We start from the raw sequence: 20,267 nt of genomic DNA, 5'->3' as shown, positions 1-20,267 counted from the left end.
CGATCATATGCCAGTCATCATTCCAAATGATTTACCTGCTGCGAGTACGCTTGCGGCCGAAAATATATTCACCATGACAGAGTTCCGTGCGACCCACCAGGACATTCGCCCCCTGAGAATCGCGATCCTGAACCTGATGCCGACCCGGGAGACTACGGAAACTCAGCTTCTCAGAGTTTTGGGCAATTCGCCAATCCAGACTGAAGTCGTCCTGGTTCGCCTGGACACCCACGAATACCGCAACACTTCCTCAGAGTATCTGGATAGATTCTATGTGTCGTTTTCCGAGATTGAGCATCAAAAGTTTGACGGCTTGATTATCACAGGCGCCCCGGTTGAAAACCTCGCTTTCGAAGAGGTGAACTATTGGCCTGAGCTTGCGAAAATTCTGGACTGGAGCCGCCATCACGGCTTTGCCACACTCCACATTTGCTGGGGGGCTCAGGCTGCGCTGTACCAGCATTATGGCATTCCAAAGCTTCCGCTTCCTGAAAAATGTTTTGGTGTCTTTGAGCATAAGGCAGTGGTACAGAACTGCAAGCTGATGCGGGGCTTTGACGACGTGTTTTATATCCCTCAGTCCAGGCACACCACCGTGAGCGAAGCGGATGTAAAACGCGTTGAAGACCTTGAAATTGTGGCTGTATCTGAGGAATCCGGCATTGGCCTGATTGTCTCCAAAAACGGGAGAGAGATCTACGCTACGGGGCATTTGGAATACGACCCTGAGACCTTGGCGCTGGAATATTTCAGGGACGCGGACAAGGGGATGGACATCAAGCCGCCCGCACATTATTTTCCGGGGGATGATCCTTCCAAGCCCCCGGTGGTACGCTGGAGGAGCCATGCACACCTGTTCTTCTCGAATTGGCTGAATTACTTCGTCTATCAGGAAACGCCGTACAATTTGGATGAGATTGAATAGACCGGTAACGGAATTTTCAGCACTGCGATTTTGCGGTGTGGTTGAGGACGCTATCCTCCGGGTATTAATAAAGAGCGAATAGTGACGTACCTTGTTGTTGTTTTGAAGGGAAATAAGGAGGAATTGTATGAATTACGCCTTTCAGATTCTGATGAACCGACGCTCTGTTAGAAGCTTTAAGCCGGATCCGGTGCCGCAAAGCGTCCTTGAGCGCATCATGGAAACCGTTGCGTACGCGCCGTCCAGCCGTGGCAGACAGCCGTGGCATTTCAGTGTCGTGACGGATGCGTTGCTCCTGCAGCAAATCAGTGATGTCAATCGCGAGATTGCATTAGCTTCCGGAGATGACGCCCTGAAAGCCAACGCGGAAAAACCCGGCTTCAGCAATTTTTACCACGCCCCTGCGGTGATCTTTATTTCGGCACCTGAAGCGAAGCACGCCCTTGCGGATTGCGCCAACGCCGCTGTTTATGCCAGCCTGGCGGCGACTGCCCTGGGTCTTGGGTCCTGCTATATCGCTTCTTTCCGGCCTGCTTTTGAGTCCGGGCAAGGGGAGGCGCTGAAGGCAGCCCTGCAGCTGCCGGAAGGACACATGCCCCTGTACGCCGTCGCTTTGGGATACACTTTGGGCCAGGAGCCCAAGGCTGCCCCAAGGGAGCCGGGCAAAGTGTCCTGGATTGGATGATCCGTGCCTTTGGCGGCGGTGAAGATAGGGTGAATTACATGACCATCGGCAAATTCTGTAGAGCTTTGTTTCCAAAAGCTTCAGGGCATTTGCCGATGGTCTTTTTCACGCAAAGCCGCCCTCAGCAGCGGCAGCAGATAACCTGCCCATGCAAAAAAAGACAGGGAAGACTTCACTTGAAGAAGCTTTCCTGCCTTTTCTGTATAAATTATCAGTTTTGAGGTCGCCAATCAGTGAGAAACGACTTTTGGAAGCGCCTTCGCTTGATCCACCCAGTCCTCAACCTGCTTGAGCACCGGGAGCTTTCTGACCAAATTCTTGGCTTCGTTGACCTCGGTCATTTTAGCGAGGAGATTATCAGGCTTTCTATGAGCGAGCTCAGGGACGGTGTCAACGCCTGCTGCTTCAAGGAGCTCTGCGTACTCGCCGCCAATACCCTTGATCCGCATGAGATCCACGTGATTGATCCACTTTAGAATGAGCTTTTCGGAAATATCACATTCTGCTGCGAGTGCGGCACGACCTTTCTTTGTAGCACCTTTTTCCATCAGTGCTGAGGTTGAGCTGACGCCTGCTTCCTTTAACTTCTTTTCAAAAGCTTCTCCAACGCCTTCAATGGTGCTGAGTGATGCCATAACTACACCTCCAAAATGTATTTGTTTTATTCTTACGACAAATATAGGAAGTTGAAACATAATATTATTATTTGTAACCAAAATATTTGGAAATTGCACACGAAAGGGTGTGCAAAACTATTCAAAATTTACGAGATTATATAAAAAGTTTTTACTTGTTATTTCTTAAACATTGTGAGATGATAGGAAAGCAGAAATCTTAGCGCTTCTTGAATCTGAGAAGCGTATTTTTCTGCCAAAGTTTAAAGGACGAAGGAGGGAACGTCTTCATTCGGTCGGGTACCGTATGAAACGGAAATGAGTGAGCAAACAAGAAGTACAGTCAGTAGTGGTTAAGGTTGCAGATCCAAGTGCATTAGGTCTTTTTGGTCTGGCCATGGTAACTTTGGTAGCGTCTACTCAGAAATTGGGTGTGACAACAGGATTATCTTACGTCATTCCTTGGGCAATCTTTCTCGGTGCGTTCGCGCAGTTGATGGCGGGTGTTTTTGACTACAAGAAAGAAAACCTCTTTGGCGGCACGGCATTCTGCGCTTATGGATTCTTCTGGCTTGCTGTTGCTTCCAGCTGGTTGATTAACCTCGGCGTATTTGGAGAGACACTGAAAGGCGCTGTTGATCCGCATCAGCTTGGCTTCGCGTTCTTCGGTTATCTGATTTTTTCTGTCATCATGACAATTGGCGCAACACAGACGAATAAGGTTCTTTTGTTAGACTTTATCTTTATTGACCTGCTTTTCATTGGACTTGGCTTCAGTACCCTTGGCATCGCAGAGCATGGCATGCACACCCTTGCGGCTTATTCTGAAATTATTATATCTTTGATTTCGTTTTATGGTGTTGCTGCCAATGTAATCAACCATCAGTTCAAGCGTCAGGTGCTGCCTGTTGGTAAACCAGTCAGGTTTGGCGGGCCAAAAGCATAGCTGAAGATAAGACGTGGTCTTATAATAGTTTTTAAAACATAATTTTTAAAAAGCAATTATATGTATACAAGATATAGAATTCATGACGCAAAAATCATTTGGCTTTTCGTCAAAATAGTGAGAAAGCGGCTTTTCAGCGGCTTAAAGGAATGCGGTTGAAAGCTCACTTGAGCGTTTCAGCCGCATTTTCATTTGCCGGCAATACAGGCGGGTGCAGGAGGCTTTTGTAAGGCCGGGGTCAGACCTCTGCCGGTACGGCCGTCCCGCTATTATAAAAGAAGAAGGTGCCTTAAATGTCCGCGTTTACACCTAAGTTATTCACAACTTTGAAAGGCTACACAAAAGAAATGTTCTTCAAAGACCTGGCAGCCGGGATCATTGTCGCCATCATTGCCCTGCCGCTCTCCATAGCTCTGGGGATCGCCTCAGGGGTCACCCCGGAACAGGGACTATTCACGGCGATCATTGCGGGTTTCCTGATCTCCTTCCTTGGCGGAAGCCGGGTTCAGATTGGTGGGCCAACGGGCGCGTTTATGGTCATAGTTTATGGCATTGTAATGGAATTTGGCATGAATGGCCTGATTATCGCAACGATTATGGCGGGCTTTATCATGATGGCCATGGGTCTGTTCAAGCTGGGCAGTATTATCAAATTTATACCTTATCCAATAACGACAGGCTTTACGACAGGCATCGCAGTGACAATTTTCACTTCGCAGATCAAGGATTTTCTTGGGCTTCAGTTAGAGCACAATCCTGCGGAGTTTCTCGAGAAAGTTAGCGTCTACGCTGAACATATAGATACTATGAGCTGGGGCAGCGTGCTGATTGGGGTCTTGTCCCTGGGCATCCTGATTTTTTGGCCAAAGGTCAGCCGAAAAATTCCGGGCAGCCTCATTGCCTTGATCGCAGCTACTGCAGTGGTTAAGTTGACGGGGATGGACGTAGCGACGATTGGCTCACAATTTGGGGAGCTCTCCTCAGCGATCCCAAGGCCTCAAATTCCTACGGTCACGCTGGCGGACCTCAGGCTGCTTATAGGACCGGCGTTTACGATCGCGATCCTGGGATCCATTGAATCCTTGCTCTCCGCCGTCGTCGCAGACGGGATCATAGGGTCCAAGCACCGTTCCAACATGGAGCTCGTCGCTCAAGGCGTCGCCAACATAGCTTCCGGCTTGTTTGGAGGCATTCCGGCGACTGGCGCAATCGCGAGAACTGTGGCGAATATCAAGAACGGCGGATCGACGCCTGTTGCGGGCATGATCCATGCCGTGGTCCTCCTTCTGATTATGCTTCTGTTCATGCCGCTGGCTAAAATGATACCACTATCCGCCCTTGCGGCAATCTTGATCATTGTGGCATACAATATGAGCAACTGGAGAGAGTTCGCAGAATACTTCCACGCGCCAAAAAGCGATATGCTGGTCCTCTTGACCACCTTCTTCATCACGGTGATCTTTGATCTGGTGCTGGCCATTGAAGTTGGCATGGTCATGGCAGCCTTTCTCTTTATGAAACGTATGAGTGACGTGGCGGATGTCAGCTATGTCGTTCTGGATGCCGGAGAAGAGGGGGACCAGCCATCTCAGGGAGGAGAAGGCGCTGGCATGGGCATTCGTCAGGGTCTTGTGCTGCCAAAGGGTGTCATTGCCTATGAAATCAGCGGGCCGTTCTTCTTTGGCGCCGCAGATAAGTTTATAGATAACCTGGGGGCTTTGGATGACCACGCGAAAGCGGTCCTTTTAATAATGGACAAGGTGCCGGCTATGGACGCGACAGCGCTGTTTGCCTTCAGATCCTTCAAACAAATGTGCAATCGCCATCATGTGGAGCTCTACATTGTTGGCATCAATGAGCAGCCCAGATCCGTGCTTGAGAAAGCAGGCGTTATAGAAAAAATTGGGGCAGATCATTTTTATCCAACGCTGGCCTCTGCGCTGAAACAGATTGCGTGATAAAAAATTAAATTCTTAAAGACTGCAATTCGCAAATGCATCTTCAAGACACATCTTCAAAAAAAGCAAACGACCTTAAAGCGTTCTACCGGCTTTAAGGTCGTTACTTTTTGAAGTCATGAGTCCCGCGGCTAATGTCGCCTGGAAGATCTGACACGTCGGATACCTCCCTGATTCGTAGTTTGAAATGTTTGCATCCGCGAATTTAATTGATGTAAAAGTTTATTTCTGAGTGGCTTGTAAAATAAGTCGCTTAAAACAGTTCATCCATGCGGCCTGCGCCAAAGAAATTTAAAGTGAGCTGCATTTCATAAAGGTATTGCGCTTCTGTCAAAGCAGTTTCGGCGGTGTTGGTTTCCTTGGCAACTGAATACTCCTCAAAATTTACGCTGTCCTGATACATAAATCTTCCTCCTCAATTTGTGTTATCCTGGTTGTTGTTGTCGTTAAGCCTAAGCTGATGGCTATAAAAAAGCCCTCGCGCATTCCTGCGCAAGGGCGATTTAACCGCGGTACCACCTTGCTGATGCGCGTGTTGCAGCGCACCGCTCTGTGCCTGCGCCCTTAATTTATGGGACGAAGGCTTCCTGTAACGCCGGACAGCGGAAGCAGCCTACTTTTTGCATTTCAGCTGTTCACTCCAGAGGGATGTTTGAACGGGGATCAGTGCCGGCTTTCAGCGCCGCCGGCTCTCTGTGACTGATGTCTCTCGTCATTTGTCTCTGTCATCGATTTCGATATTATAAAATGTACATTACCAAGAAACGCACCGAATGTCAACACTATTCACGAAAAATTCCGAAAATTTAGAGGGCTTACAAAAAAATTTTATAAAAAAAACTCTCCATGTGCCGAGAACAGCATAAGGAGAGCTCAGAGTTGATTAATTAAAGCCGTGTTTCAAAGCCTGTCAGGACCTCAATTCAGCAAATAGAACAAAGCGCCTGGTGCCAACAAATGAAGGAGAAGCATCAGCACGGTCATTAAGGCCAGTGCTTTATGGATTTTAAAAATTACCTTGTTCCGGGTTTTATAAAAGGTCCCTCCTGCGCTGGCCGTCAGCAAGACACTTACATAAAGAAGTGACCCTGTGTGGAGCCTGAAGCTTCCCAGTGCGAGATAGCCGTGGATGGGCGCTGCGACTGCAAGCGCCAGCCCCAGTGGCTTGTGCAAGCGCCGCAAATTTTTGCTGACGGGTCCTGCAATAGAAGGCTTCAGCTTGAGTACACTGCGGTTGAGCCTTGGAAACCACCATGCGGCTGTCAGGAGGACCAAAGCAATGGCGTTAAACCAGCCTAACAGACTATACATTTAACGACCTCCTTGAGCTCAAACTTATTCTGTCAGTTTGCCTACGACAGGCAATCCATTAAGCTTTGAGACGCCATGAGGAGATACTGTCTTGATCTCATCAGTCAGGTCCTGTCCCGCCTCAAAGCCGTTGTGATCTCCATTTTTCCAGAATGAGACTTCTGTGACATCGTAGATGACGCCATCCACGGCAATGTACGCAGGCTGGCCGTCTTTGCCATTAAAGGCACTAAGCTCTTCAGCCGTTAATTCCAGCTCTGCTGCTGGGGCAGGTTCTGCTGTTGGGTCAGGATTTTCAGCAGGCTGTGAACATGCGGCCAAAAGGGTTAGGCTCAATAAAAGAAGCAAACCCAGTACCACATTTTTCTTGAATTTTGAAACTTTCATTTTTAAGCCTCCTCTCAAAAAATCATTTATTCGCTATTGGTAAAGCCTCCGATTTGCTGAACGAAAGCCAGTAAAACCTGTTGTGTTTGCCAATTTCCCCTGAGAATTCAGAGCAAGCCTACTGAGCCACAAGGATGACTGCCTCAGGCTAAATTCTGTAATGCAGGCCAAGATCCATTTCAGTGATTATTATGCCTATAATACCCACTGAGAAACGTTTTCAATCGCGTTTTCTTATTTGGGTATGCTATAATAACAAAAAGAATTGGAGAAATATGGTCGGCGATTGACCGCTTACCATAGAAAAGGGAGAGGGATGGATGACGCAGCATAATCTATTGATCGCCAAGAACGATCTCGAAATTTTCCTGAGGGCCGGCATGGCCAACCGTCATGGCTTGATAGCCGGCGCAACGGGTACAGGCAAGACGGTGACACTCATGGTGTTGGCGGAGGCTTTCAGTGAGCTTGGTGTACCTGTTTTCCTCGCGGACGTCAAAGGGGATTTGTCCGGAATGAGTGAGGCCGGAGAAGCAAAGCCCAAGATCATGGAACGCGTTCAGAGTTTGGGTCTTGAAGGCTTTGAGTTCCAACCGTCACCGGTACGGTTCTGGGATGTCTTTGGGAAGCAGGGACACCCGGTGCGCGCGACCATTTCTGAGATGGGACCGCTGCTTTTGGCCAGACTTCTGGATCTCAACGATACCCAGAGTGCTATACTCAATATTGTGTTCAAAATCGCGGACGACAACGGCATGCTGCTTCTGGACCTGAAGGATTTAAGGTCCATGCTCCAATATGTCGGAGATAACGCTTCAAAGTTTACAACGCAATATGGAAACATCAGCAAAGCCAGTGTAGGCGCGATTCAAAGGGGGATTATTGTCCTCGAATCGCAAAATGCTGAGCACTTTTTCGGAGAGCCTTCCCTGGACATTCGTGACCTTATGATGACGGAGCGGGACGGCCGCGGCGTCGTCAACATTCTGGCCGCGAACGAGCTCTATCAGAGTCCTGCGCTTTACTCGACCTTCCTGCTCTGGATGCTCTCCGAGCTCTTTGAGGAGCTGCCGGAGGTCGGAGATCAGGAAAAGCCAAAAATGATCTTTTTCTTTGACGAAGCCCATTTATTGTTTAAGGATGTACCAAAGATCCTGCTGGATAAAATCGAGCAAGTGGTGCGGCTGATCCGTTCAAAGGGCGTAGGTGTCTTCTTTATAACACAAAATCCGGTGGACATTCCTGACACGGTGCTGGGACAGCTTGGGAACAGGGTGCAGCACGCACTGAGAGCTTATACCCCAAGGGATCAGAAGGCCGTCAAGGCGGCGGCACAGACCTTCAGAATCAACCCGGAGCTGGATGTAGAAACTGCTATTCTGGACCTTGGGGTCGGGGAGGCGCTGGTGTCGTTCCTGGATGAGAAGGGCCGTCCTTCTGTCGTTCAACGGGCCTGGATTTTACCGCCTAAAAGCACTATTGGTCCTGTGGACAAGGACAAGTATCAGAGAATCGTAGATACATCCGTGCTGCACGGCCGTTATGAGGATGAGCTGGACCGTGAGTCCGCCTATGAGATTCTGATGAAAAGGGCTCAGCAGCAAGAAGAAGAGGCTGCCAGAAAAGAAGCGCTTGAAAAAGAGTTTGAAGAACGGGAGCGGGCCTTTGAGGTTGAGGAGAAACGGCGAAAATCAACGTCGAGGTCGACGACGACCCGGCGAAGGACCTCAGATTCGGCTGTTGAGAAAATGGCTAAATCCATGATGACTTCGGTTGGCCGGCAGCTTGGAACGCAGCTGGCGAGGGGCATCCTTGGATCGTTTTTAAAAGGGAAGTAGAGTCGGAAAGTGAAATTGGAGAGTTTGGGGAACTGGGAACCATCGGCAAAAGCAATGGTCTTTTAAAGGTCAGTGAAATCAATAGCGAAAGGGTGTAAAAAATGACAAATGAGGAACGTGCGCAGAAGGTATTTGATGCGCTTGATGGGCTTGGTATTGGATATGAGGTGCACACGCATCCGCCTGTGGCAACGGTTGAGGAGGCAAAAAACCACTGGGACCACATTCAGGGGACGAAGGCGAAGAACCTTTTTGTCAGGGATCAGAAGGGGAAGAAGCATTATCTGATCGTTCTGGAGCAGGACAAACCGCTGAACATGAAGTGGTTTTCTGAGCACTTTGGACTGGACAAGCTCAGTTTTGCATCTCCAGAGCGCATGGAGAAGTATCTTGGGCTGCAGCCGGGATCAGTGTCGCCCTTTGGTTTGATCAATGATGCCAATAAAGAAGTGATCGTCTATATTGATGAGGAAGTTATGGGCGGCGGCCATGTGAATTTTCATCCTAACGTCAATACTATGACGCTGAATATGGCCAGTGAGGATTTTAAAAAATACCTGAAGGCTATGGGAAATAAAGTACATTTTGTCGCGATTCATATGGAGGGCTAATGTTTTAAGCAGGACGGGGCCGGGGCGCTAATGAAGGGGATTCCCAGGCGGAAAATCCTCCTCGACATGGGCTCCGGTTCAGCGTATGATGAAGGCAGCAGCAAAATCAGCAGCAAAGTGAAGCGCGGGTAGGCGCAGCCGCAGAAATGGGGTGGTCAGTTGAGCATGCAAATTCATATCACATTTAGCGAGCCCGCCGCGGCCAGTTTGAGACAGGCGTTATTGCCAAGCAAATGCGACAAAATTTTGAGTCTCACAGAGGATTTTTCAGTTGGTCCCATTACGGGACTGGATACCATTCAAGGCTACATGGACCGCCGGGAGTGGATGAGCGCTTACTATGGCAGGATTTATGAAGACTTTGACGAGTTGGATTACGAAGAGCAAATGGTGAAATTCCATGAGAAACTTTATTTTATTCCGGAGGACACCACGGTTATATTCTGGCATGGTATGAATGTCAACGACCAGGTCGCGCTGCGGTATGTGGCGTCCATATTATCGAGGGAAAATGTCGCGCTTTATGAAGTGGACGTTTCTGCGATTGAGACCCGGGACGCGAGAAGGGGCAAGTACATTCCGAGTGCGCTGTCCCAGCTGGATCCGCTTTGGCTGACGCTGCTTCTGGAGCAGAAAGTGCCCATGACAGACCAGCGCCTTGTGGATCTCATGCTTGACTGGAGTCGTCTCGTGGAAACCAGCAGTGTGATCAGGTTTCTGAATGAAGGCGAGATTATTGAGGCGCAGGAGGACTATTTTGACCATTTGATCTCAAGCGCCATAGATCACAAGACTGTGAAGCTGACGGATGTCTTAAGGCGGGTTCTGGAAAAGTCGGAATATCCGGTGACGGAAAGTTATGCAATGTACAGGATATTACATCTTCAGCAGACGCAGCCTATTCGAATTCAAGGGGATACGAGCTGCGCGGATCTGAGTGGCATCAAGCTCAAATTGACCGGATCAAGTCAGAGGCGTTAGGAGTGACTGTTTATGATTGAAGCCTTGATAGTCAGAAAAGAGCAGATGACGGCAAATAGATGGTCAGGCGGGACCACGACGCAAATTGACCTTTTTCCGGCATGCTCAACTTATGGCGGGCGGGATTTCGCGTTCAGAGTCAGCAGCGCAGTTATTGAGGAGAGTCCTTCTCGCTTTACGGCCCTGCCGGATTATCAGCGCTGGATCGCTATGCTCAGCGGGCCGGTCGTGCTGGAGCACGCGCCTCAAACTCAGGATGGCACGCTGAAAGTTGAGCTGGCGCCCCTTCAGGTGCATGCCTTTGATGGCGGCACACCAACGACATCCTTTGGCGAAGCAACGGATTTTAACTTAATGCTGCGAAAAGGGCTGTTTGGGAAAATGGCCCATGTTTCAGCGGAGCAGCTTGCTGCGCCTGCGGGACCTTCGTGGATTGAAGCCTGGCTTTCAGAACGCAGACCTGACGCGAAGGGGCACCTCGCGGTGTTTTTTCCGGAGGCTTTATCAGAAAAAGTCACAGGCAGTGTGTCTGCGGCGGAGGTCGTTGTTTTTGAGGAGGATGTCAAGAACGTGATTCGTTTGGAACGCGGCGATTACGTAAGGCTTAGCGGCGCCGTCAGAGCGCTGCGGGGGACAGCGCTGGTGCTGAGTGAGGGTTGTGATCTCTTGCTGCTTTATATGGAAACCTGAAAAGACCACACCGGGAGGGTGACGGCTGGGCGCTTTGCTCGCCGTCCGCTTCCTGGTGTGGTCTTTGTGCTTTTTAAACGATTAAGTTTTTAGTGTTTAGTGTGCCCTTATTTTCATTCCAAAGACGCATGGGACCAGGTGGCGTCAAACTGGAAACTGTCTGAAGTGTCCGTGCACTCCAGGTGACCGATGACTTCTTTTCTGTGGTTCTTCAGGAGAGGCCTGCGGTGATGGGACAACGCCTCAAGCTCGTCGTCGCTGAGCGCACCCATCCGCCGGAGCAGGTCTATGATGACCGGGTCAATCCCGCGGTAGCTGCCATCATCAATTTTCAAGGCTATGCCAATGCCCTTCGACATCAAGCTTATACAGTAAACGGACTCCGCGCCGAGCTTCGCCAGAATTCTACCTTTTGTAACCTCCATTAAGTTAGTGTCCAGGCGCTTTGTACCCGCGACGAAAAAAGGCGCGTTGGTCATGGCGCTGGCGACGCGCCTGGCAGCCTTGAGACCGTCATCTTTGAAAAAGGCTTCAGGCTGGCTCAGTCTTGCATAAGCCAGAGCCATGTTGTAGATGGGGAGCTCGAATACCGGAACGCCGCAACCGTCAATGGCAAGACCTATGTCGCCTTCCGCCATGGAGACGGAATGGGCAATGGATTTCAGCATTTCCCGCTGGACCGGGTGATCCTTGGAAATATAATTCTCCAGCGGCCAACCCTTTAGCAGGCAGAGGGCGAGCATGCCGCTGTGCTTGCCTGAACACGGATTTTGGAGGGGGCTGAAGCTTTCGCCCCGCTTAATCGTCTCAAAGGCGGCTTCCTGGAGCATAGGCTGAGCCGCGCCGCAGTCCAGGTTGTCTGCGCTAAGTCCCAGTTTCTCGAGGAGTCCCAGCGCGGTTTCGACATGGCGTACCTCTCCGTTGTGACTGGCGCATAACAGGGAGATTTCTTCGGTAGACATGGAAAAGCGCGATTCTGCGCCGGATTCCAGCGTAGGGATCGCCTGGAAGGGCTTTGCCGATGATCTCCAGAACGTCCGCTTCATTGGATCGCCTTTATGGGCCAGGATGCGGCCCTGAATGTCAACAACGACCCAGTCGCCTCTATGGATGGATTCCACGCGGCCACCGCGAATGACACTGACTAATGGCTCTGACATTTGATCTGCCTCCTTTTACCGGTTAAGTACAGCCTGCCAGTCAATTTTTTCAGACAATATTTGGGCAATGCGTTCAAAGCCCCGGGCATCTTCCTCGTCAAACCGTTCGTAGAGAGGGCTGTCGAGATCAATGACCCCCACGGTCTCATTTTCGTACAGAATGGGTACAACCAGTTCAGAATTTGAGGCGCTGTCACAAGCTATGTGTCCTTCAAAAGCGTGGACGTCAGCTACGAGCTGGGTATCTTTTTTCAGAGCCGCAGTGCCGCAGACGCCTTTGCCCAGTTCTATTTGAACGCAGGCAGGCTTGCCCTGGAAGGGACCGAGAACAAGCATTTCCTGCTTCATCAGATAAAAGCCGGCCCAATTGAGATCCTTCAGCAAGGCATTAAACAAAGCTGAAGCATTCCCGAGGGCGGCACACCAGTCCGGCGCCTCTTCCAGATAGGCTTTCAGACGCACGGCCATAAAGTCGTAAAGTTGCTTTTTTGTTTGGAATTCAATAGCTTCAAGTGGTTTCAAGAAGATCCCTCCATAGCAAAGTCTAAAATCAGTATAGCATTTTTTGCTTATGTTTTGAAAAGGAGATGAAGAAGACGTGGAAAAAATGCGTTGGGATGTCGATCCAGTTCAAATCGAGACCCGTAAAAGGCACCTTAGTGAAGAAGCGTTTCAGGTGACGCAAAAAAATGGAACTGAGCGGCCTTTTTCCAATGAATTTTGGGATTTTTTCGAGGCGGGCATCTATGTAGATGTGGTCTCCGGAGAGCCTCTTTTTTCGTCAGAAGATAAATTTGAGTCCAGCTGTGGCTGGCCAAGTTTTTCGAAGCCCTTGGAACCGGACCATATTGTGGAAAAAACCGACCGCTCACATTTTATGGTGCGTACTGAAGTCAGGAGCAAGCATGGGGATTCTCATTTGGGCCATGTGTTCAACGACGGTCCGCCGCCACTGGGCTTAAGGTACTGCATTAACTCAGCGTCCTTGAGGTTTATTCCCCTCGGTCAGCTCGAGACAGAAGGTTATGGGCAGTATAAATATAAATTTGATAAGAAATAAACATTTGGTAGGGGGATATTATGATTCAAGATCAGAGACAGCAAGAGGTCGGCTTTGGCATAGCTCTCAGGGCAGCTATTTTAGCAGAAGGGAAAATTCTCCTGCTGTTGAGGAGCAGACCCAGCAAAGGGGAGACTGGCTATTGGGAACTGCCGGGAGGGCGCATGAACCTTGGGGAATGCTATGAAGAGGCAGTCAAGAGGGAGGTCTATGAGGAAACCGGTCTGAAAATAAGTGTTGTAAAACCTTTGACAGTGTATGACTCCAAACGCGATAAAGATACTCAGGTAATAGGCATCATCTTTTTATGCGCCCTTGACGCTTCAAATCCCAAGGTACAGCTGAGCAGTGAGCATCTGGATTCAATGTGGGTTTCTCTTGAGGACCTCGGAACCATTAAGGTGATCCCGGGTTTATCCCGCGAAGCACAGCTGTGGGAACTGTGAGCTTATCGCTCACATGGCACGCATTAGTGAGGTATATCCATGCTGTCATTGAAATTTTGTCGAAATTATTAAAAATTTGTAATGGTGCTAATTCTATTGCAACGCAGATATTTTAATATATTTCAATTATTAAACAACAATTATTGTAATATTTAAATTAATGAGGGTTACAAAATGGTAACGCTAAAAAACATCACAAATACCAAAAAAATTGAATGGTCAATCCATAAATTTAAAAGTAAATAAAATTATAAATTAATAACAAGATTTTGAATTTTGATGTCCAAAAAAACTCAAAAAAATACAAAAAAAATGAATAAACGCGATGAAAATGGCTGTGAATTTTCAGATAGATGAATCGTCTCAATTGACAGCGTTTCATAGCTTTGATACCATGATAACAGGTTTAGTGAATTGCGGGATGAGCTGAACCTACGACTAATTGTCAAACTGAAGGAGGAATTTATTTGGATTTAATGGCTATAGTCAATGCGGCGAATGGTATTATCTGGTCTAATGCACTCGTTTATCTTTGTCTCGGCGCAGGTGTCTACTTTTCAGTACTCATGAGATTTCCTCAAGTTCGACATTTTAAACGCATGATCAAGCTTCTTATTGGCAATGAAGCGTCAGACACTGGCGTTTCTTCCTTCCAAAGCTTCGCGATGGCGCTTGGCGGCCGCGTTGGCACAGGCAACATCGCTGGTGTCGCGACTGCAATCGCAATGGGCGGTCCTGGCGCGGTTTTCTGGATGTGGGCAATCGCCTTCCTCGGCGCAGGTTCTGCATTTATTGAAGCTGCTCTTGCTCAGGTTTGGAAAGAAGAGCTCAACGGCGAATACCGCGGCGGTCCTGCTTATTACTTTGAGAAGGGTCTCAACGCCAAATGGTATGGCATGACTTTTGCTGTCGCTGTTATCCTTTCCTGCGGCCTCTTCCTTCCTGGCGTACAATCCAACAGTATTGCCAGCGCGCTGAACACAGCATTTGGAATTGCGCCATCTGTCACTGGCGGCCTCCTCGTCGTTACGCTCGCGCTTATTATCTTTGGCGGCGTCAAGCGGATTGGTAAAGCCGCTGAGCTGATCGTTCCTTTTATGGCGATCGCGTACATCATCATTGCACTTATTATTATTGTAGTCAACATTGGTCAGCTTCCTGGCGTCATTGCTTTGATCTTCCGTTCCGCATTCGGTATGGACGCAGCGTTTGGTTCCATCCTTGGTACGGCAATCATGTGGGGCGTCAAGCGTGGCGTTTACTCCAACGAAGCAGGTCAGGGCACTGGTCCAATGGCAGCAGCGGCTTCTGCTGTTGATCACCCGGCTGAGCAAGGTCTCGTCCAAGCGTTCTCAGTTTATGTTGACACGCTGTTCGTTTGCTCCGCTACAGCTTTCATGATTCTGATCACAGGCATGTACAATACGGTTCGTCCTGATGGCAGCTTTATTGTTGAAAATATTCCAGGCGTACAGTATGGCCCTGCTTACACGCAAATGGCTATGGACACTTTGATCCCAGGCTTCGGTTCAGCTTTCGTCGCTTTGGCACTGTTCTTCTTCGTCTTCACTACACTGATGGCATATTATTACTATGCTGAGTCTGCAACAGCATATCTCTTCAGAGGCTCCAAGATTGACAAAAAATATGTATTCCATGGTGCAATGATAGTGTTCCTCTTCATGACATTCTTCGGCGCTGTCCGTACGGCTGACCTCGCTTGGGGTCTTGGCGACGCAGCGGTTGGCGTCATGGCTTGGCTCAACATTATTGGCATCATTCTCCTCACAAAACCAGGCCTCGCTGTCCTGAAAGACTACGAGGATCAGCTGAAGGCTGGCGTTAAGATTCCTACTTTTGAGCCTAAAAAGCTTGGCATTAAAAACGCGGATCTTTGGGAGACTATTACAAAGAGAAGAGCGGAAAGAAGAAAAGCGCAGTAAATACTCTGACAGTAATCGACTGTTTCATCCCGCAAAAGGGGCCCGGTTTTGGGCCTCTTTTCTTTGGCCTTAATGGGATAATAGTTTATAATGTAAACGTAGACACAATTTAAGGGGGAGGGCAATATTTTATGGCGCAAAATGCTTTCATGGATCGCATGGAAAAACTGACGGATGAGCAGCTGAGGGAAGTCATCTTGATACAATACGAGGACTATACGCAGGAGGCACTGGAGGCTGCAAAAGCCGTTGCTGAAGCCCGGGGGATCCTATCCGCAGGGAAGTGTCAGGAAGATGCTTCTGACTCTGGAGAGGCAGCAGCCGATTTCGGTGTTCCAGAAACTTTTTTGGGCTGCCTGAAAGCTGTCGATTTTAAGTCAGTCGAGAAGAAGCTGTACGGCACCTTCAAGGAACCGGATCGCGTGGTTGAGCAGCTGCGTGTGGTCTATCAAAACCTGTTAACAATGGAACCGGAAGCATTGGATCCGCCTGTTTTTATGTTTTTGGCCCAACTGACCAGCGAATATGTGGGTCGTTATCCATTTGATGTGTTTGGGATCGAAGAGGGCACAGATGAACCCTTTGGACTGGAAATCATGCCATGGAAAGAATGGCTGGGACTTAAGGTATACGAAAAAACCAGAGGCTTTGTCGAAAAACTTGGACTGGATGAGTTCGTCGCGCTTTGCCTCAGAAAAATGACAGTGCTTGGCTATACGGAAGAGGAAATTGAAGCCAAGGTGGCTGAGATGACGCAATATGATTTTGAATTTGATGAGGATGAAGATGAGGCTCAAGTCTAAAGTGCTGACCATAGGTTAGTCCTCTGAGGTCAAATTGTAATCCTATGGCAAGGCCTGCTTAATAAAAAAATGTTAGACTGAGGCCATAGGGAGGTTGTTGTTATGTTTCGTTTGAATAATTTTAAAGTTTCTAAACTCATTTTCGTTGTTTTATCAGTTTTCATTTTCTCCTTGGCATTGACGGCATGCGGTGGTAATGCTGAGACGCCACCGGACAGTCAGGTTCCGCCGGAAGAGCCAGGTGTGAATATTCCGGATCCAAAGGATGAGCCGGAAGAACCAGAAGTGCCAGATGCGTCTAATGAGGAAGCTCAGAAAAAAACAATTGAAGACTTTGAAAAATATCTCTTGGATTACCCTGGCATAGAGGGGATAGCTACGTTGGCGACTATTGTCGAGGCTCAGATTGAGACGTTGTCTCCTGAATACGCAGATCAAATGCTGAGTTTATTTGAAGGTGCTCAGATCAAGGCTCTTGAAAGGGATGCCAACTATGGCGCAGTCAGCGACGCGCTGGCAGCAAAGCTCTTTGAGCGAGAAATCTTTAACAGGGAAGCGCTTAATATGGTAATTGAGACGCCTTCCAGCTTGGGTGACCAAGCCTTGTCAGATGAAATTCAAGCTTACAGAGAAGCTTATTTTACAGTTGAAACCCAGGAAGGCATGTATTATCTGGTCATTGATTACGACCAATACATGAACTACTTGCCTGGACTTGGAGATTGGTTCGCAGGCTATCTCAAAAGTATGGCGAGAGAGCTTTCAGCCAGGACGTTCAGTGACGCAGCCATGATAATATCACTGGATGAAATGTGGGGCAGAGTAACGGCTGTGGAGGCTCTTTTGAGCCAAATGGACAACACTCAGCTGCCAGAAGCCCTTCGATCATCTCATCAAAATCTGCAGCACTATTTCGTCATGCTTATGAATGCGCTCGTTTATGGCGGCAACAATACACCGGTATATGCTTATGACACGAATACCATGACTGAAGCGCGGATACGATTTTACGATGCCCACGAATTCCCTTCTCAGACGCCGCTCTATGAAAGCTTTGAAGCATTTAAAGCCACGGCGAAGGAAGAGGGCTATAAACTGACGGATCGCGTCAATTCGGCTCGCGAAGCCATATTTGACGTCGTTGAAGCGGTCTATTTACAGCCGTAAGAAGTACAGGACATGTGGCGTCAGCCTGGAAGATCTATCACCAGCGGTCATGTCAAATTTTGATTAGGAGTTTTATGAATGAATCAGCCTACCGCTATACAGCAAACATCAGACCTTCTTGCCCTTAAGGAAATAAAAAGCATAACTGAATCTCAATATGAGGAGCTTTTATGGATGATGGTGGAGGACGCTTTGTCGTGCTCAGCCCACGATATTGACCATGTGAGACGTGTTTACAAGTTGGCCCTCAAAATCGCGAGTTTTTACCCGGAAGTCAATTACGAGGTGCTCATTCCTGCGGTCCTCCTTCATGACATTGGCAGAAGGGAGGAAGACCTCGATCTTACGGGAAATACGGACCACGCCGTCATAGGCGCGGTCAAGGCCAGAGAAATTCTGGAGCGGATGGGGATCCGAATGGAAATCATTGAAGAAATTCAAAAGGCCATTATAACCCACCGTTACCGCAGTGGCCAAAGGCCAGCCTCCCTGGAGGCCGCAATTTTGTATGACGCGGACAAGCTGGACGCAATAGGGGCAGTTGGCGTAGCGAGAACTTTTATGATGGCGGGTCAAGAAGGCGCGCAGCTCTATAGAAAAGTAGATCTCGAGACCTACACCTCAGAAAACTTGACAGAGAATGGGCGGATTTTAAATCTCGAGAACCATGCGCCCAATGTGGAGTATATAGTTAAGCTGAAGCGCATTCCCGAACGTATGGTCACTGAAGTGGGCAGGGCTATGGCACTGAAGCGCGCTGGCATTATGAAAGCTTTTTTTGATGCTCTGGATAGTGAGATGAGCGAGTAAGGAGGGGGAAGCCCTTGCATTCTGAAATCTCAGAAATAGCGCTGATGCTTCAAGACGTCGTTCAGGCGATTCACAGTGTCCTTGGTGTCGAGGTCACTATAGTCGACCGGCAGGGCCTTCGCGTCGCCGCAACGGGTCTGTATGGCCATGAGGTAGGCAGGAAAATCGCGGTGGGGTCAGTCTTTGAAAAGTCGGTTCATACGGGACAGCCTTATATAATCGAAGCGCCTGGAAAGGACGCGGCTTGTCTGACTTGTGGGGATCGGTCGCGCTGCCGTGAGAGCGCGGAAGTGTGTTCGCCCATTTTAGTGGAAGGCGCTGTGGTAGGTGTCATTGGTTTGATCGCTTTTGACAACGAAGAAAAGCTGAAGCTGTTGAATCAAAGAGGTATACTGTTGGATTTTCTTGATAAAATGGGGAAGCTTATAGCGTCTAAGGTCGCTGAAAATCGCAGGAATAAAGAACTTGAAGTTTTGACAGACGCTATAGAGACCCCTATACTTTCCATAACGCCGAACGGCGCTGTTGTTGGGGCAAATGACGCAGCGCGCCGGCTGATTGACGTGCCTCTTGGCGGACTTGTTCTGGATGATATTCTGGGCAGCGGTATCCTCAAGGCGATTCAAGGGGGCAGTGTTGCCCTTGAATCCATGGGAAAACGCAGGTATTCCATTCAGGTTCATCCCGTTACCCATGGGCTTGAGACAGTCAGGTACGTGCTTCAGCTTCGTCCTTTAAAGGACGTGATCCGGCAATTCAATAAAATGTTTTCAGAGCAGCAGCCTACAAATTTCGAAGACATACTAGGGAAGGATCGGGCGCTGCAAGAAGCTATAGATCTCGCAAAACGCGTCTCAAAAAGTAAGTCCACCGTCTTGATTTTGGGTGAAAGCGGGACAGGAAAAGAACTTTTTGCCCGTTCTATTCACAGTGAGAGCGACAGAAAGGACAGAGCGTTCATACCGGTCAACTGTGCCGCAATCCCGGAGGCGCTTCTCGAAAGCGAGCTCTTTGGCTATGAGGAGGGTGCCTTCACAGGCGCTGTCAGCGGAGGACGGATTGGCCGTTTTGAGCAGGCCCACCGAGGCACACTTTTTTTGGATGAGATTGGAGATCTGCCTCTGCACCTACAGGCTAAGCTGCTCCGGGTACTTCAGGATCAGCAGATCTACAAAGTGGGCGGGCGGGGCGCGATCCCAGTGGATGTCAGACTGATAGCCGCCACGAACAAACCTCTGGAAGAAATGGTCCGGGAGGGTGAGTTCAGGGAGGATTTGTATTACAGAATCAATGTGATTCCGCTGCATATTCCGCCGCTGAGAGCCCGAAAAAGCGATCTGGAAAGTCTGGGGACCATCTTTTTGAAAAAGCATTGTCAGAGACTCGGAAAGCAGGTTGAGAAGCTTTCGAACGAGGCCCTTTGGACTATTAAGCGCTACGACTGGCCCGGCAACGTCAGAGAACTGGAAAATGCCATTGAGTATGCGGTTCACGTCTCCTCCGGAGAGACTTTAAAGGTGATGGATCTGCCTAAGAGGGTCAGACAAGGGCTGGGAGCGGGTGGCACTGTACAAGGCGTCGAGGTTTCCACAGGCATCAAATCTTTGGAAGACCTGGAGGCGGAAGAAATCCAAAAGGCTATTCTTCTTTATGGAAAAACCAAAGACGGAATTGCCGCCATGGCCACGGCGCTTGGTATCAGCCGTGCGACACTTTACCGGAAGTTTAAGGCCTACGGGCTATAACCATCTTAAGGGGGCAGTCTCAAAATAAGAATTGTCCTCGAATGCTAATCTCAAAACGAGAATAATTGTGCAGAAACCCTTTCAAGTCACTGGAAACAGTGACTTTTTTTATTGGCATGAATTTTGCATTAACTAAGGATGACAGGAAAAGGCGCATGTTGGTGCCAATTGGCCTGAAACAGAACAC

The 20,267-nt window shown here is 48.9% G+C and carries 21 protein-coding genes and 1 other annotated feature; of the genes, 15 read left to right on the top strand and 6 right to left on the bottom strand.

Translation table 11 applies throughout. From position 1 onward, the window contains the following. The first annotated feature begins 7 nt into the window (after window positions 1–7). Together metA and BLP63_RS04560 are read left to right on the top strand one after the other, a co-directional pair. Complete coding sequence (gene metA, locus BLP63_RS04565) at window positions 8–925, top strand: homoserine O-acetyltransferase MetA (RefSeq protein ID WP_092589710.1); 918 nt, start codon at window positions 8–10, stop codon at window positions 923–925. A gap of 127 nt (window positions 926–1,052) precedes the next feature. Next, on the top strand, window positions 1,053–1,610 hold the full coding sequence (locus tag BLP63_RS04560; protein ID WP_092589709.1) for a nitroreductase family protein: 558 nt from the start codon (window positions 1,053–1,055) through the stop codon (window positions 1,608–1,610). Between the two features lie 230 nt (window positions 1,611–1,840). Here BLP63_RS04560 and BLP63_RS04555 read toward each other — a convergent pair whose 3' ends face one another. Then, entirely contained in the window at window positions 1,841–2,245 is a 405-nt protein-coding gene (locus BLP63_RS04555) for a DUF4332 domain-containing protein (RefSeq protein WP_092589708.1), read from the bottom strand. Between the two features lie 301 nt (window positions 2,246–2,546). On the opposite strand from BLP63_RS04555, the gene BLP63_RS04550 reads away from it, so the two are divergent. Continuing rightward, complete coding sequence (locus BLP63_RS04550; RefSeq protein WP_092589707.1) at window positions 2,547–3,170, top strand: acetate uptake transporter; 624 nt, start codon at window positions 2,547–2,549, stop codon at window positions 3,168–3,170. Between the two features lie 293 nt (window positions 3,171–3,463). Beyond that, window positions 3,464–5,128 carry a SulP family inorganic anion transporter gene (locus BLP63_RS04545; RefSeq protein WP_092589706.1) on the top strand — a complete coding sequence of 555 codons (1,665 nt, stop codon included), beginning with the start codon at window positions 3,464–3,466 and terminating at the stop codon, window positions 5,126–5,128. Between the two features lie 253 nt (window positions 5,129–5,381). Here BLP63_RS04545 and BLP63_RS16795 read toward each other — a convergent pair whose 3' ends face one another. The 3 genes from BLP63_RS16795 to BLP63_RS04535 all read right to left on the bottom strand — a co-directional run bounded on the left by BLP63_RS16795 (window position 5,382) and on the right by BLP63_RS04535 (window position 6,826). Beyond that, entirely contained in the window at window positions 5,382–5,531 is a 150-nt protein-coding gene (locus tag BLP63_RS16795; RefSeq protein ID WP_170829288.1) for a hypothetical protein, read from the bottom strand. A gap of 88 nt (window positions 5,532–5,619) precedes the next feature. Beyond that, window positions 5,620–5,866: a binding site (T-box leader), on the bottom strand. Window positions 5,867–6,046: 180 nt separating this feature from the next. Then, window positions 6,047–6,439, bottom strand: coding sequence for a hypothetical protein (locus BLP63_RS04540; protein WP_092589705.1), 393 nt, complete (start codon window positions 6,437–6,439; stop codon window positions 6,047–6,049). Between the two features lie 24 nt (window positions 6,440–6,463). Then, complete coding sequence (locus BLP63_RS04535; protein WP_092589704.1) at window positions 6,464–6,826, bottom strand: cytochrome b5 domain-containing protein; 363 nt, start codon at window positions 6,824–6,826, stop codon at window positions 6,464–6,466. A 320-nt stretch (window positions 6,827–7,146) separates the two neighbouring features. On the opposite strand from BLP63_RS04535, the gene BLP63_RS04530 reads away from it, so the two are divergent. From BLP63_RS04530 to BLP63_RS04515, 4 genes are all read left to right on the top strand, one after another. Further along, a complete protein-coding gene (locus BLP63_RS04530) occupies window positions 7,147–8,664 on the top strand; it encodes a helicase HerA-like domain-containing protein (protein WP_092589703.1) in 1,518 nt (505 codons plus the stop codon). 101 nt (window positions 8,665–8,765) lie between these two features. Beyond that, window positions 8,766–9,275 carry a prolyl-tRNA synthetase associated domain-containing protein gene (locus BLP63_RS04525; RefSeq protein WP_092589702.1) on the top strand — a complete coding sequence of 170 codons (510 nt, stop codon included), beginning with the start codon at window positions 8,766–8,768 and terminating at the stop codon, window positions 9,273–9,275. A gap of 165 nt (window positions 9,276–9,440) precedes the next feature. Continuing rightward, entirely contained in the window at window positions 9,441–10,256 is an 816-nt protein-coding gene (locus BLP63_RS04520) for a DUF1835 domain-containing protein (RefSeq protein ID WP_092589701.1), read from the top strand. Between the two features lie 12 nt (window positions 10,257–10,268). Next, window positions 10,269–10,946: a HutD family protein gene (locus BLP63_RS04515; protein ID WP_092589700.1), complete on the top strand. Its 678-nt coding sequence runs from the start codon at window positions 10,269–10,271 to the stop codon at window positions 10,944–10,946. Between the two features lie 113 nt (window positions 10,947–11,059). Here the strand turns inward: BLP63_RS04515 and BLP63_RS04510 are convergent, their stop codons facing one another. Beyond that, window positions 11,060–12,106, bottom strand: a complete 1,047-nt coding sequence (locus BLP63_RS04510) for an asparaginase (protein WP_092589699.1) — start codon at window positions 12,104–12,106, stop codon at window positions 11,060–11,062. Window positions 12,107–12,121: 15 nt separating this feature from the next. After that, entirely contained in the window at window positions 12,122–12,628 is a 507-nt protein-coding gene (locus BLP63_RS04505) for a GAF domain-containing protein (RefSeq protein WP_242870791.1), read from the bottom strand. A gap of 85 nt (window positions 12,629–12,713) precedes the next feature. Here BLP63_RS04505 and msrB point away from each other — a divergent pair, with 85 nt between their 5' ends. From msrB to BLP63_RS04470, 7 genes are all read left to right on the top strand, one after another. Beyond that, window positions 12,714–13,166 (top strand): peptide-methionine (R)-S-oxide reductase MsrB, encoded by a 453-nt coding sequence (msrB, locus tag BLP63_RS04500; protein ID WP_092589839.1) that lies wholly within the window; start codon window positions 12,714–12,716, stop codon window positions 13,164–13,166. 20 nt (window positions 13,167–13,186) lie between these two features. Then, window positions 13,187–13,612 (top strand): NUDIX hydrolase, encoded by a 426-nt coding sequence (locus BLP63_RS04495; protein WP_092589698.1) that lies wholly within the window; start codon window positions 13,187–13,189, stop codon window positions 13,610–13,612. Between the two features lie 476 nt (window positions 13,613–14,088). After that, entirely contained in the window at window positions 14,089–15,555 is a 1,467-nt protein-coding gene (locus tag BLP63_RS04490) for an alanine/glycine:cation symporter family protein (RefSeq protein WP_092589838.1), read from the top strand. Window positions 15,556–15,686: 131 nt separating this feature from the next. After that, window positions 15,687–16,358 (top strand): DUF6557 family protein, encoded by a 672-nt coding sequence (locus BLP63_RS04485; RefSeq protein ID WP_092589697.1) that lies wholly within the window; start codon window positions 15,687–15,689, stop codon window positions 16,356–16,358. Between the two features lie 102 nt (window positions 16,359–16,460). Then, window positions 16,461–17,525, top strand: coding sequence for a hypothetical protein (locus BLP63_RS04480; RefSeq protein ID WP_092589696.1), 1,065 nt, complete (start codon window positions 16,461–16,463; stop codon window positions 17,523–17,525). A 78-nt stretch (window positions 17,526–17,603) separates the two neighbouring features. Then, entirely contained in the window at window positions 17,604–18,335 is a 732-nt protein-coding gene (locus tag BLP63_RS04475) for an HD domain-containing protein (protein ID WP_242870790.1), read from the top strand. A gap of 14 nt (window positions 18,336–18,349) precedes the next feature. Further along, entirely contained in the window at window positions 18,350–20,080 is a 1,731-nt protein-coding gene (locus BLP63_RS04470) for a sigma-54 interaction domain-containing protein (protein ID WP_092589695.1), read from the top strand. Window positions 20,081–20,267 lie beyond the last annotated feature (187 nt).

Origin of the sequence: Acidaminobacter hydrogenoformans DSM 2784 (assembly GCF_900103005.1) — a bacterium.
Classification (GTDB): domain Bacteria; phylum Bacillota; class Clostridia; order Peptostreptococcales; family Acidaminobacteraceae; genus Acidaminobacter; species Acidaminobacter hydrogenoformans.
Note: the sequence above shows the minus strand (reverse complement) of the source record. Positions and strands in the feature narration are given on the sequence as shown.